Origin of the sequence: Bradyrhizobium sp. LA6.8, assembly GCF_040547935.1 — a bacterium.
GTDB classification, from domain to species: domain Bacteria; phylum Pseudomonadota; class Alphaproteobacteria; order Rhizobiales; family Xanthobacteraceae; genus Bradyrhizobium; species Bradyrhizobium barranii.
Genome location: NZ_JBEPQQ010000008.1, coordinates 185437 through 198759 on the forward strand (window position 1 = coordinate 185437; position 13323 = coordinate 198759).

At 65.3% G+C, this 13323-nt stretch carries 15 protein-coding genes; 10 read left to right on the plus strand and 5 right to left on the minus strand.

Going from position 1 to position 13323, the window contains the following annotated elements:
• The first annotated feature begins 242 nt into the window (after window positions 1–242).
• The 4 genes from ABIA90_RS32570 (at window position 243) to ABIA90_RS32585 (ending at window position 2798) form a co-directional block, all read left to right on the plus strand.
• Window positions 243–1160, plus strand: coding sequence for a LysR substrate-binding domain-containing protein (locus ABIA90_RS32570; protein ID WP_354120908.1), 918 nt, complete (start codon window positions 243–245; stop codon window positions 1158–1160).
• Window positions 1161–1284: 124 nt separating this feature from the next.
• Window positions 1285–1512, plus strand: coding sequence for a hypothetical protein (locus tag ABIA90_RS32575; RefSeq protein WP_354120907.1), 228 nt, complete (start codon window positions 1285–1287; stop codon window positions 1510–1512).
• Window positions 1513–1566: 54 nt separating this feature from the next.
• Window positions 1567–1797: a hypothetical protein gene (locus tag ABIA90_RS32580; RefSeq protein ID WP_354120906.1), complete on the plus strand. Its 231-nt coding sequence runs from the start codon at window positions 1567–1569 to the stop codon at window positions 1795–1797.
• 104 nt (window positions 1798–1901) lie between these two features.
• A complete protein-coding gene (locus ABIA90_RS32585; RefSeq protein WP_354120905.1) occupies window positions 1902–2798 on the plus strand; it encodes an HAD family hydrolase in 897 nt (298 codons plus the stop codon).
• Between the two features lie 15 nt (window positions 2799–2813).
• Here ABIA90_RS32585 and ABIA90_RS32590 read toward each other — a convergent pair whose 3' ends face one another.
• Window positions 2814–4373, minus strand: a complete 1560-nt coding sequence (locus ABIA90_RS32590; RefSeq protein ID WP_354120904.1) for a gluzincin family metallopeptidase — start codon at window positions 4371–4373, stop codon at window positions 2814–2816.
• A gap of 245 nt (window positions 4374–4618) precedes the next feature.
• On the opposite strand from ABIA90_RS32590, the gene uvrB reads away from it, so the two are divergent.
• Entirely contained in the window at window positions 4619–7585 is a 2967-nt protein-coding gene (gene uvrB, locus ABIA90_RS32595; RefSeq protein WP_354120903.1) for an excinuclease ABC subunit UvrB, read from the plus strand.
• A gap of 98 nt (window positions 7586–7683) precedes the next feature.
• Here the strand turns inward: uvrB and ABIA90_RS32600 are convergent, their stop codons facing one another.
• Window positions 7684–7920 carry a hypothetical protein gene (locus tag ABIA90_RS32600; RefSeq protein ID WP_028151579.1) on the minus strand — a complete coding sequence of 79 codons (237 nt, stop codon included), beginning with the start codon at window positions 7918–7920 and terminating at the stop codon, window positions 7684–7686.
• A gap of 293 nt (window positions 7921–8213) precedes the next feature.
• Here ABIA90_RS32600 and ABIA90_RS32605 point away from each other — a divergent pair, with 293 nt between their 5' ends.
• The 5 genes from ABIA90_RS32605 to ABIA90_RS32625 all read left to right on the plus strand — a co-directional run bounded on the left by ABIA90_RS32605 (window position 8214) and on the right by ABIA90_RS32625 (window position 11910).
• The gene (locus ABIA90_RS32605; protein WP_354120902.1) at window positions 8214–8666 is read left to right on the plus strand and encodes a nuclear transport factor 2 family protein; all 453 of its coding nucleotides are present in this window, start codon (window positions 8214–8216) and stop codon (window positions 8664–8666) included.
• 236 nt (window positions 8667–8902) lie between these two features.
• Window positions 8903–9343: a nuclear transport factor 2 family protein gene (locus ABIA90_RS32610; protein WP_063985546.1), complete on the plus strand. Its 441-nt coding sequence runs from the start codon at window positions 8903–8905 to the stop codon at window positions 9341–9343.
• Window positions 9344–9726: 383 nt separating this feature from the next.
• Entirely contained in the window at window positions 9727–10650 is a 924-nt protein-coding gene (locus ABIA90_RS32615) for a hypothetical protein (protein ID WP_354120901.1), read from the plus strand.
• Between the two features lie 213 nt (window positions 10651–10863).
• Window positions 10864–11286 (plus strand): hypothetical protein, encoded by a 423-nt coding sequence (locus ABIA90_RS32620; protein WP_063985548.1) that lies wholly within the window; start codon window positions 10864–10866, stop codon window positions 11284–11286.
• A gap of 486 nt (window positions 11287–11772) precedes the next feature.
• A complete protein-coding gene (locus ABIA90_RS32625) occupies window positions 11773–11910 on the plus strand; it encodes a hypothetical protein (protein ID WP_014492018.1) in 138 nt (45 codons plus the stop codon).
• Window positions 11911–11952: 42 nt separating this feature from the next.
• Here the strand turns inward: ABIA90_RS32625 and ABIA90_RS32630 are convergent, their stop codons facing one another.
• The 3 genes from ABIA90_RS32630 to ABIA90_RS32640 form a co-directional block, all read right to left on the minus strand.
• Window positions 11953–12099, minus strand: coding sequence for a hypothetical protein (locus ABIA90_RS32630; protein ID WP_166103493.1), 147 nt, complete (start codon window positions 12097–12099; stop codon window positions 11953–11955).
• 199 nt (window positions 12100–12298) lie between these two features.
• Complete coding sequence (locus ABIA90_RS32635; protein WP_166103496.1) at window positions 12299–12778, minus strand: MaoC family dehydratase; 480 nt, start codon at window positions 12776–12778, stop codon at window positions 12299–12301.
• Complete coding sequence (locus ABIA90_RS32640) at window positions 12778–13230, minus strand: MaoC family dehydratase (protein WP_166103499.1); 453 nt, start codon at window positions 13228–13230, stop codon at window positions 12778–12780. Before ABIA90_RS32640 ends, ABIA90_RS32635 begins: the two co-directional genes overlap by 1 nt.
• Window positions 13231–13323: the final 93 nt, after the last annotated feature.

Sequence of the window (13323 nt, forward strand, 5' to 3'; positions counted from 1 at the left end):
GAGAGGGTGGGGTGAGGGGGAGTCTCCGCAAGGAAGGTGGCAGAGGGACTCGCGGAGAGACCCCTCACCCGGAATTTGCTCTCGCAAATTCCGGCCTCTCCCCGCAGGCGGGGGAGGTGAAGAAGCAGCGGCGGCGGCCCCAAACACAACTTGGAATTACTCTCATTCTTGTGCCTCGCTTGCCCCGGCTTCGCAAACTGAGTTATCTTGGCCTTGCATCAGTTTTCCTGAGGGTGGGTCATTTGCGGCGGCTGCTGTTTCTCAACGGCATCAAGGCATTCGAGGCGGCGGCGCGGACCGGCAGCTTTGCTGCGGCCGGGCTCGAGCTCAGCGTGTCGGCGGCCGCCGTCAGCCGCATGGTGCATCTGCTGGAGGAACGTCTCGGCGTCGCGCTGTTCGAACGCAAGGCCAACAAGCTCGTGCTGACGCAGGCAGGCCGCGCCTATCAAAGCGGGCTGACGCCGATCTTCGACGCGCTGGCAAGTCTCACCGCGCAGGTGACGGCGCCCTCCAGCGTCCGCGTGCTCACCATCGGCGTCGGCCACACCTTTGCGATGCGCTGGCTGATTCCGCGGCTGTCGGAGTTTCGCAGCGAGGAGCCCGACATCGAGGTGCGTTTCACCACCGGTGGTGCCGAGGTCCCATTCGGCGAGGACTGGAGCTGCGGCATCAAGCTCGGCACCGGCGACTGGCCCGGCCTGGTCGCCGAGCCCTTGTTCGCCGGCGACCTCACGCCGGTCTGCGTGCCCCGCCTCGCCACCGGCCTGAAGCGGTCCGCCGACCTCAAAGGGCCAGGCCTGATCCGCGTCACGCATTCGCCGGAGGATTGGCCGATCTGGCTCAAGGCGGCGAACCTCACCCGCATCAACGCGCGCGGACCGGAATTCCAGTTCTACGGCCAGGCGCTCCAGGCCGCCGCCGACGGCCTCGGCATCGCCATGGGCATCCGGCCCTATATCGACGACGATCTCGCCGCCGGCCGGCTGGTCGCGCCGTTCGATCTCTCGGTTCCCAAGGGCATGCGCTGGTACCTGCTGTATCGCAGTTTTCAGACCGAGCAGCGCGACTTCGCCGCGTTCCGGCGCTGGATCATGCGGGCGGCCTCGGAGCCCGCCGCACGCCCCGCCAGGCGGATCGGCCGCGCCGCGCCGCGGAACTGACGCCCGTTCCACGAGGCCCTGGGCAAAAAAGCCGGCCGCTTGTGAATGGCTTCACATACTGAACCCGCCAAACGTGGTCCCCTGACCCTTCAACAAGACACTTACGGAACATTTGGGGACTACAATGACGACCATCTACGACGGCTTTGACATCGAATCCTTCGAGGCCGGCAAAGGCCTCTGGCATGCCCGCATCCGCCGCGCCGATCTCAGCCCCCTCGCCATCGACGGCGTGCTGTTTCCGGCCATGGAAGTCGGTTTCGCCTGGCCCGATCAGAGCGCGGCGATCGCCGATGCCAAGCACCACATCGACCGCTTCCGCCGGCGGGCCGACGACCACGACGACGAATAAGCGCGGGCCTCCAAGCGAACCAAGGGACAGCGCAGCATAAAGGGGGAACCGGTCATGTCAGTCATCGAATTCGAAGACACGCCGCGGCCGAGAATCTACGCCCGTAATGTGCTGTCGAAATGTCCCGAATGCGACGGCGATCTCGCGGTGCTCCGTGTGATCGGCGGCCGCGCCGGATGCGAGTACTGGACCATGCGCTGCACCGATTGCGGCGGGATCCGTCTCGACATCCTCGAGCCGCACCGGGCGAGCAACGACGACGAGGCCCCGCCGCCGGCGGCGTAAGGCGCGACCGGCGATCCGGTCGCACGCTCGCAATCGCAATTCCATCCGGCCCCTGCAACTGCTATGCTGCCGCAGCAACCGCGCGCGCAGGCGAGGCATGACGGATGATCAAGGCTCTGCTGCTCGATCTCGGCGATACACTGATCGACTCCTCCAGTGAAAAACCGTTTCCCGGCGTCGAGGACGCGCTCGGCGTGATCGAGACCTTCGAGACGGCGGACCACGCGCCGCTGGTCGTGTGCCTGGTCTCGGACTACACGATGCCTGAACCGCGGACATCACAGGCGATCGCTGCGACCTTTGCCGAATACCTTGAGTTGCTCGACAGGACCGGCCTGCGGCGCTTCTTCGAACCGGTCGAGGAACGCGTGACGCTGTCGACCCATGCCGGCGCGAGAAAGCCCGATGCCTTGGTGTTCGAGACAGCCTTTAAGCGCGCCGGTGTCGATGGCGGCTTGAATCAGGCGCTGTTCATCACGGAAAATGCCGAGCATATAGCGGCCTGCCGCAAACTTGGGATGAAGACCCTGCGATATGGCACCGATTTCACATCCTGGTCGCAGGCCCCCTTGCTGATCTCGCAGGACATTGGCGCCGCCGGTTTCAAGAACAGCGAAGCGGTGTTCAGACCCGCTTTGGCCGACCGTGGCCTGAGGCTTCAATCCATCGAGGACCTCAGCCCGAACAAGCTCCGCGGCACTGCACGCAATCTGGTGCAGCTGCATTCGCCCGACCTCGGCAGCTTCAACGACGTGCATGTTGAGTTGCCGGTGGAGGTCGCGGCGAGCCTCGATTCGGCCGGTCGCATCACCGCGGTGCACTCGACGCCCCGTCCTGACGACGTGGCCGAGGCCATTCTGAATGTGCAGTCGCTCGCGGCCAACAAGCAGATTGCCGACGGTCCGCCCGATCCCGCATCGCCCGTGCTGCCGACCTATCGGGTGGAAACGGATTCTGAGGGGCGGCGCATTCTGCGCCGCCGCCGCTTGACGGCCTTTTGACCGCAGACCGCCGCCTCAAATGCAGCAGCCGCACAGGAAGCGGATGCGGGTCAGCACCCTTTTGCCGCCGACCGTGCGGATGACGTGGGTGCGAACATTGTTCGACGACGTATCGTCGGCCGCGGCGGCGGCCACCAGCCCTTTCTTCTTCTTCGCCGTCTTTGCGGCCGCCTTCGGCTTGCCGTCGAGCTCGATGCGACCGTTCCTGAGCAGCGTCTCGACGAAGGCGCCGACCTCGTCCTCCGTGCGGTTGTGCTCTGGCAACGCGCCGAGCACCGCCGCACGGGCGCCGGAGCGGCCGATCAGAACCGGCTCCGCCGCGAAGGCGACCACGCCGCGAAGTCTGGTGTCGATATCGTCGAGCGGGACTTCGCGCCGATGCACCGCTTCCGCCACGCCCTCCCCGAGCATGGCGAGCGGGCGGATCGCGAATCTGGCGCCCTTCGCGCCGATCCGCTCGCGCAGATCCGAGAGCGTGCTCGGCGCGATCGTGGCGCTCGCCTTCAGGATCTTGGGTGGCGGCCCCGCCAACGCCGCCGTCGGCGCGGTCATGGCGGCGCTGCCGAGCATGATGTCGTGATCGGAGAACGCCTTGCCGATGATCTCGCGATTGGCGCCGTTGTTGATCTGGCCGTCGGCCTTGACCATGGCCCGGCCCACGGACTGAAAATATCGCGCCGTCTCCGGCGTCTGCCGCACCGCTTCGACCAACAGCCTGCCGCAGGTCTGCGCGGCGGTCAGCAGCGCCGCCTCGCTGCCGGCGCCGCTCGCCGCGAACACGCCGCGGAGCGTGTCATAGAATGCGCCGGTGAAGACGCGGCTGAAATTGTGGCTCTCGCGCGTGAGCAATTCTGGCGGATCTTCGAACTTGCCGGCCGGCAAGGTGCTGGGCAGCTGCCATTTGAACGTATTCAGCGCCCGCCGCGGCTTCGAGGGATTGACGTTGCCGAACTGCTTGAGAATGGCGGCCGACAGATATTCGGAACTCGCCTCGACGAAATTCGGCTGGGACAGGTCGGGCGTGATCTCAAGCAGCTTGATCCGCGTCGCCTGGTCCGACAGCGCGGTCAGCAGGGCAACCACGTCGCCGAACGCTTCGTGAAACGCTCCGACCTCGGGTAGCGGGCTGTTGAACAGCTCCGGCCGCTGGGAATCGAGCAGGGCGTGGCCGACCTCATGGCTGACCGTGTCGGTGCTGGCCGCGGAGAAGGTGGTTGTGGTGCCGTCGTTGAAGTCGAAGAACCGAACACCTTGGGTGTCGTAATAGGCATTCAACCGCCGGGGGCCGACCGTTTCACCGTCATTGTAGGTCAGGCTGATGTCGATGCGAGGCCCTTGCGACCATCTGGCGAGGTTGCCGGCATAGGTCTCCCAGGCCTCCACAGCGGCGAGCGCCGCTTCCCGGCTCTGCCAGAACAGAAAGTCCCGCTGATTGACACCGAACGGGGCCTCGGCCGCGTGAGCCTCATAGTTGAAATTTGCACGCCCGGCCGGACGGTCGGGCCGCGCGTCCTGCTGCCGTTGCTGCATGTCGGTCACGGCATTGGGGTCGTTCGGGATGAAATTGATTGTCATGGAATCTACCCGCTGTTGAGGCGACTGGCCGCGCCTGCGGCCGAAAGCGCCGCCGAGATGCATGAAAATGGTCAGATCATCGCGCAATAAACACCACCTAAAGTAGCGCCATCGCCGTCCGACGCAACGACAAATTTGTCGCGTCGGGGCGATCATGGTTCCTGCTGCCAACCTGCTGTCAGCAGCCTGAGCACGGACGGGCATTCGCTCTTTTCTGAAGGGCTGACTCGTCCCATATTCGGGGCATGGCGAAGAAACCTGCTCCCCCGAAATCCCCCAAATCCAAGGCCCCGAACTCGAAGGCACATCGGCCTGACGTCCAGCCGATCGGGCCGGCGTTGGCCGAGTTGCTCAATCCCGCGATTAATCGCGGCGATGCCGGGCTGGGATCGGGCACCGGGCTGCAGCCGCCGCCGGACAATTCGCGCGACCGCCGCGCCGGGGGCGAGGCTGCCGCCCATCGCGCACGCGCCTCGACGCCAAAGGAGTTTCCGCAGGATAATGCCAAGCCGATGCCGCTGCGGCCGAATCCGCAGCCGCCGGGCGCGCGCGCGACCACCGAAGGCTTTGAAGAAGCGCCGCAGGCCAATTACGGCACTGCCGCCACGATCCCGACCCTCGATCCGGAACTGGCGCGGCAGCTCGGGCTTCCCACCGAGGAGGACGACGCCGAGGCGCTGGCGCGTCCGCCGCGCACCAAGATGGAGGCGCTCGGCGTCAAGGCCACCGCCGACGCGCTGGAATCGCTGATCCGCGAGGGCCGGCCGGAGTTCCGCAGGGACGACGGCTCCACCAAGGTGTGGACGCCGCACCGGCCGCCGCGCCCGGAGAAGTCCGAAGGCGGCGTGCGCTTCGAGATCAAATCGCCGTACCAGCCGCGCGGCGACCAGCCGACCGCGATCGCCGAGCTGGTCGAAGGCATAGAGCGTAACGACCGCTCGCAGGTGCTGCTCGGCGTCACCGGCTCCGGCAAGACCTACACCATGGCCAAGGTGATCGAGGCGACGCAGCGGCCCGCCATCATCCTGGCGCCGAACAAGACGCTCGCCGCCCAGCTCTATGGCGAGTTCAGGAGCTTCTTCCCCGACAACGCGGTCGAATATTTCGTCAGCTATTACGACTACTACCAGCCGGAAGCCTACGTCCCTCGCACGGACACCTACATCGAAAAGGATTCTTCGATCAACGAGCAGATCGACCGCATGCGCCACTCGGCGACGCGCGCGCTGCTCGAACGCGACGACGTCATCATCGTGGCGTCGGTGTCCTGCATCTACGGTATCGGCTCGGTCGAGACCTACACCGCGATGACCTTCGCGCTGAAGAAGGGCGAGCGCATCGACCAGCGCCAGCTGATCGCCGACCTCGTCGCCCTCCAGTACAAGCGCACCCAGGCCGATTTTACCCGCGGCACGTTTCGCGTGCGCGGCGACGTCATCGACATCTTCCCGGCGCACTATGAAGACCGTGCCTGGCGCGTGAACCTGTTCGGCGACACCATCGAGACCATCGAGGAGTTCGATCCGCTCACCGGCCACAAGCAGGACGAGCTCGAATTCATCAAGATGTACGCCAACTCGCACTACGTGACGCCGCGCCCGACGCTGGTGCAGGCGATCAAGTCGATCAAATCGGAGCTGAAGCAGCGGCTCGACCAGCTACACGACCAGGGCCGTCTGCTGGAAGCGCAGCGGCTCGAGCAGCGCACCACCTTCGATCTCGAGATGATGGAGGCGACGGGAAGCTGCGCCGGCATCGAGAACTATTCGCGCTATCTCACCGGGCGCCTGCCCGGCGAGCCGCCGCCGACGCTGTTCGAATACGTCCCCGACAACGCGCTGGTGTTCGCCGACGAGAGCCACGTCACCGTGCCGCAGATCGGCGGCATGTTCCGCGGCGACTTCCGCCGCAAGGCGACGCTGGCCGAATACGGCTTCCGCCTGCCGTCGTGCATGGACAACCGCCCGCTCCGCTTCGAGGAGTGGGATATGATGCGGCCGCAGACGGTCGCGGTCTCTGCCACGCCGAGCGGCTGGGAGCTGAACGAAAGCGGCGGCGTGTTCGTCGAACAGGTGATCCGACCGACCGGACTTATTGATCCTCCCGTTAATATCCGCCCCGCTCGCACCCAGGTCGACGATCTCGTCGGCGAGGTCCGCGCCACCGCCCAGGCAGGCTATCGCTCGCTGATCACCGTACTCACAAAGCGCATGGCGGAGGACCTCACCGAATATCTGCATGAGCAGGGTATTCGCGTTCGCTACATGCACTCCGATATCGACACCATCGAGCGCATCGAGATCATCAGGGACCTCCGTCTCGGCGCGTTCGACGCGCTGGTCGGCATCAACCTGCTCCGCGAAGGCCTCGACATTCCCGAATGCGCGCTGGTCGCGATTCTGGACGCCGACAAGGAAGGCTTTTTGCGCAGTGAAACGTCCTTGATTCAGACCATCGGCCGCGCCGCGCGCAACGTCGACGGCAAGGTGATCCTCTATGCCGACCAGATGACGGGCTCGATGGAGCGCGCCATCGCGGAAACCAACCGGCGCCGCGAAAAGCAGGTCGAGTACAACACCGCCAACGGCATCACGCCGGAGAGCGTGAAGAAGCAGATCGGCGACATCCTCAACTCCGTCTACGAGCGCGACCACGTGCTGGTCGAGGTCGGCGGCCACGACATGACCGACGACGTCATCTCGATCGGCCACAACTTTGAAGCCGTGCTCGCCGATCTCGAAACAAGGATGCGCGAGGCCGCCGCCGATCTGAACTTCGAGGAAGCCGCCCGCCTCCGCGACGAAGTCAAACGCCTGCGCGCCACCGAGCTCGCAGTGGTCGACGATCCCACCGTCAAGCAGCGCACGGTGCAGGGCAAGGCCGGCGCCTACGCCGGCACCAAGAAGTACGGCGACGCCGCCAACCTGCCCGTCAGCGCCATGAAGAAGAAAACCGTGAGCTCCGCGCTGAAAGCGAGCGGCGGCGGAGGCGGTGGCAGCGGATCGAAGGTGCACAAGCCGCATCTCGACGAGATGCACGGGCCGGAGTCGTTGCCCTATCGCGAGAACCCGAGCCTGCCGGCAAAGCCGTTCGGCAGCACGAGCCGGATCATCCAGCCGACGGACTCAAGGCAGTCGGGCCCGGAGTTCGGGCCGGCGCCGAAGTCGACGGGTGGGCAGCCGGGACGACGGGGTGGGTGGAAGAAGAGGTAAGCGACGGAGTATCCTCCGCGCTTGTCGTGGTTATGGATTCCGGGCTCGCGCTTCGCGCGCCCCGGAATGACGAGGGAGCATGTGGTGCCGTTTGCGCCTTACAGCTTCCCCTGCCCGTTCACCTGACCCTGCTGTTGCTGCTGCTTTTCCTGCTCCTTGGCGTGATGCCTGCCGTAGAGGCAGCCGGCGGCGGCGCCCAGGACGCCGTGATGGCCGGCATAGTGGCCGGCGACGCCGCCGACGACGGCGCCCTTGATGCAGCCCTTGGCGTTGGCGGCCGAGGTCGCGCCCAGCATCAGCAGTGCTGCGGCGACGGTGAGAAGCGGGGATTTCATGATCGATGTCTCCGGATCGGTTTCGGTGTCTCAACGAGCACCGACGGGCACGGGTTCCCGTGTGCCGGGCGCGGCGGGATGCGCCCGCCGGCATGCACGCGGCGTCATGCGGCGCGCGAAAACCCGCTCGAATTCTTGCGGGTGGCTACGAACGCAACCGGTAATTGCATTTCATGAACCGGGCCTTGCATCGGCGCGTCATATGATCCGGACATCTTTGTTTTTGCGGATTGATGGACCCGCAGAGCGCGCATTGGCGTTTGCAATCGACACCCCACGAGGGCGGGAGCGGCATGACGGTTGAATCGCTGAACAGGCAACGCGTGCTGCATCTGCTGGACAGCTTTGCGCGCGGCGATATCGAGGCCGCGCTGTCGTGCTGCACCGACGACGTCGACTTCCTCACCCACGCGCCGATCGACGTGCTGCCGCACATGGTGCCGCGTCACGGCAAGCAGGAGCTGCGCGAGCTGTGGCAGACGGTCTGGTCGCGCTATTCCGAAATCCGCTACAAGGCGCCGCACATCCTCGCCGAGGGCGACGAGGTCGCGACCTACATGCACACCTATTTCAAGAAGCGCAGCAACGATCGCATCGTGCAGTTCGACATGGCCGTGTTCTACAGCTTCCGGGGCGGACTGGTGGCGCAGATCCGCGAGATTATCGATTCCTACGATCTGGTGCAGCAGGTGCTGGAGCGGGAGATCGGGCCGCTGATCGTGGGCGCGCGAGTGGACGGAGGATGACCCTTCGCCCTCGCCACCGTTCTTACGGACAGATGAAGCAGAGACCGGGAGATTACGGGGTTCTGTTGTAAATCTCACAAAGCCGCATCAATTGTGCATTGCGAAAACGTGAATTGCGTTTTGGCCGAAATCGCCTATTTTATTTGTATACGAATGAGTTGAGCGGCCCCCGCACCTTTTCTGTGCATGGGGTTGCTTTCCGTTTTTTCTGCAAGCCAGCTTCAGGACGCCCCCAAATGACAGAGCACAGCCTCTGGCGTTTCTCGCGCGCGTTGCATCGCGCGGTGAACGACCGGGATTTCAGGGACATCGAGGCCCTGATCGACGAGGACGTCGAGTGGGCGATCTACGGTCCGATCGACATGTTTCCGTTCCTCGGCGCGCGCCAGGGCCGGGACGCCGTGCTCGACGTCATCCGCCAGCTTGCCGACAATTTCCACGTCCGCCGCTTCGACCGCGAGAGCATCATGCTCGGCGTGGATTCCGCCGCCTCGATGCTGCGCTATTCGCTGACCGCGCTGGATTCCGACAAGCCGATTAGCTTGCGGGTCGCGCAGTTCGCCCAGTTCAGGGCGGGCAAGCTGATCAGCATGCGCGTGCTGGTCGACACCTTCGATCTGGTTGAACAGGCACTCGGCCGCGCCATTCATCTGCCGAAGATGACCCGCGTCGGCTGAGGGGGACGCCAACGGGCCCCGCTTGCCGGGACCGATGATTGATGCTCGCCCGCCCCGCGTCCTGGCCTCCAGCCCCGCCGGATGCCGTCGTGGCGAAGCTCGTCATCGGGCGCGCGCCTTTCGCGCGGCCCGTTGGTTCGCCATTCCAGTGGTTTGCGCATGATCTCCGCGCAAACGCGTTCCGCGCTTGTCGCGAGGGAAAACCGCTGCACACTTTGCGCTGGCGCGGCCCTTCGGGTCCGGATCATGCCCTGGCCGAGGCGAGCCGCCACAATTTCGCAACGATAGATCACCATGTGTTGAGCGGACGGAATGGCGCATGGTCATCACCGAAGGCCGCATTATAGTGGCGGCAGGCATGCGCTGGGCTCGCGGGCAGGACGATGGAATTCTCGACAGGTTTTGGCTGGACCAGGCTGCCGGTGCTGGCGGCCGCATTCATTTTGGGCTCGGTTCTGACGGTCTCGGCGCAGATCATCCCGCCCTTCTCGGCGGCTGCGCCTGACGACGAGGCCGAGACCGAAGCCACAAAGACCGCCGCAGCCCCCGACGTCAACGACCCCGACATTTTAAAGGGCATCGACGTCGACAAGCTCGACTGGAGCCAGCTCGCGGTCGACGCCGGTACCGGCAACGACGTCATGGCCGCCAAGAAGCGCGCCCAGGCCGCCGCCAAGGACGGACTGAACTGGTCGTCGAACGCGAACGCCAACGGCTCCTCAGCGGTGACGGTGAAGCAGTCGGTCTTCTCGTTCTGGGACGCCCGCATCGGCGCCGACATGACGGTGACGAGCGAGCCGCGGACGATGTCCGAGCTGCTGGCGCAGAAAGCCACCAATGGCGGCAGCCTGCCGCAATCGTCCGGCAGCGCCTGGGCGGCGGCGACCGCGCCGGGCGCCGGCTCGATCTGGGACAAGACCGCGGTGGAAGCCCGCGTCGATCCCGGCGCCGAGCAGAGCAAGATCGGGGCGTCGCTGATCAAGTCGGTGCCGCTGTCGAGCGACACGTCGCTGACGCTCCAGAACGGCTACAGCGTCAACCAGCAGAGCACCACCGCGGTGCCCGGCATCGGCGGGCGCATCACCCGCAATTACGAGACCGAGCAGAGCGCCAAGGTCACCCTCACCGACACCGGCACCAGCATCACCGCGGGCCAGTCGCTGTCGACCACCGACGACAAATGGCTGCGCAAGGTCGGCGCGGAGCAAAAGCTGTTCGACAACGTCACCGTCTCCGGCTCAGTCGGCGAGACCTCGCAGGGCGCGATCAACAAGAGCCTGACGGCGGGCTTCAAGAAGAGCTGGTAGCAGTCCAGCCCCCCTCTCCCATCATCCCGGGATAGGTTCGTTTTCCCAGCAGTTCAGACTCTCGTAACCATACGCCACGGCAAAGCCCCCGAATCGTCCGCCCTTGCCGTATCTCGGCCAAGTTGCGGTCAAAATCCGACGCCCTAGTCGGATGACCGAACTCGTCGTGCGGGGGACACTCGCGCCGCGCTCAACGCGAACAGGGGAATAACGATGAACGCCATGCGTCCGGAAAAGACCGAAGCCACCGAGACCGAGACGGTCGACACCAACCTCGCCGCAGTGACGGAAGTTGAAGCCGGCATCCGCGACTTCGTCCGCAACGACATCGCCTATCTGCGCCGGCCGGCATCGGGAACCACCGACACGCCGCCGCTCGATCCGAGCGCGGAAGCCACGGTCACCAACGTCAACTCGCTGATCCAGCGCGTCGCCGGCACCTCGCTCGCCGAGATCGAGAACCTGATCTCCGAGCTCGAGAGCCTGCGCGACCTGCTCCATGCCGAAGGCCAGCGCGTCCAGCGCGAGATCTCCGGCTACGCCCAGCTCAGCCAGGCCGCGATGAAGTCGACCCGCATGATCGCCGACAACGTCGCGCAGTGGAAGCGCGCCGCCGACGGCCTGCGCAACAGCTGATCATTCACGTCAAGCACCACCAGCCGCCGCGTTCCGCAAGGGGCGCGGCGGTTTTGATTCGTGGGGGAGTTGGATGCGCACAAGCTCCCCACAATAGGTGTCATCGCCCGACTTGCCGCCTTCGCTAAGGCTTCGGCGGCCGAGTGAGTTCTTGGCCCGGCGAAGCCCTTGGCGGAGACGGGATCGGGCGATCCAGTATTCCAGAGACAATGAGGCAAGAGCCGAGACGCCGCAGCGTACTGGATGCCCCGGTCCCGGCTCCGCCAAGGCTACGCCGGGCCACAAGCTCGCCCGGCCGCCGAAGCTTCAGCGAAGGCGGCAAGCCGGGGCATGACAGCGGAGGGTGTGGCTGCGAAAGATTGGGGCAGTGGACATGCGTTCACACAGTCAATGCAGCCGACCCGGTTCACTTTGAACCCACCGCCCCTCCCCGCCGACCAATGCCAAGCGCCCGCAGCCTTGCGGCCGGGCCTGGGGACATTTCAGATGGAAAGCATTCGGCCCGACAATACGGACCCTATCCCGCTGCGGCCCGCGCCGAACCAGTTCGGCACGATCATGCTGCGCTTCGTCGGATTGCTGGCGGTCGCGATCGCGGTGCTGGCGTTCGTCTATAGCCGCTGACGGCGGAGGCCGGACGTCCGGCCCCGAAGAGTTAATGAGCCCTTAACGGCTCGCGTCGACCGTCGAGGCTTCCAGGGTGTAGCCGCCATCGGCATAGCCCTTCACCACCATGCCGGCGACCAGCATCACTGCCAGCGTCGCGGTCGCAAAGATAAATCCCACCAGCTTGAGTGCGCCGCGGTCTGCCATGGTCCTCGTCCCCTGTTCTCTGCCCAATTCGTTTCAATTAGACAGCGACAGGTTCATAATTGGTTAGCAACTCGATGGTTCCGCCAACTGCTTCGCGGGTCATCATGTTGAGCAGGCTTATGGCAGCCGCCCGGAATCGCGTCCATAGCGCGGAGGCAACACTCGCGCACACATTTGGACCGTTCATCCTGGAACAGGTCTAACCGCCCTTCCGCATCGGCACGAAGGCGCTGGCGGTGATGGAATAGACCTCCTCGCCGCGCTGGTTGGTGCCGGTGGTGCGGGCCGTCAGAATGCCCCAGCCGGGGCGCGAGGCGGAGCTGCGCTTGTCGATGACTTCGTTGACGTAGGCGACGGTGTCGCCGGCCAGCACCGGCCTGATCCAGCGCAGGTCGCGAAAGCCAGGCGACGGCCCCCACACCGCGACCTCCTCGCCGCGCGAAGCGGCCTCACGCGCCAGACGCTGGCCATCGGCGACAAGCAGGCTCATGCAGGCCGAGCCGACATGCCAGCCCGAGGCCGCGAGGCCGCCGAACAGCGAGTTCTTGCCTTCCTCCTCGTCGAGGTGGAAGCGCTGCGGATCGAACTTTGCGGCGAACGTTTTGATGGACTCCGCGGTGAACATGTAGGCGCCGATCTCGCGGCGGTGGCCGATCTCGATCTCCTCGAAGAAGGGCATCAGACTGCTCCCTCGCGGCGCTTGATCAGGATCGGCGAGGTCATCTCGCACAGCGCCTCGCCCTTGGCGTTGCGCACCGTGCATTTGAACTTGACGATGCCGAGCTCCGGCCGGCTCTTCGAGGCGCGCGCCTCCAGCACGTCGACGTCGAGCATGAGATCGTCGCCGGGCCGCAAGGGTGACAGCCAGCGCACCTCGTCGACGCCGGGCGAGCCGAGCGAAGCGGCGCGTGTGATGAAGCCATCGGCCATCATCCGCATCATCAGCGAGCAGAGGTGCCAGCCCGAGCCGGACAGGCCGCGCAGCATGCTCTTGGCCGCGGCCTCCTCATCGAGGTGCATCGGCTGCGGATCGAACTCGGCGGCGAAAGCCAAGATCTCGTCGCGGGTGACATGGCGCGGGCCGAATGTTCCGAACCGGCCGGGCGGGAAATCTTCGAAGGTCAGGGTCATCTCGGGAAAGCTTCGAGGGAATGACAGATTGTGGCCGCACTTTGCGGCAATCTCAACCCGCCGGCCCGCATGGCTCGTGCTACATATGGGGTG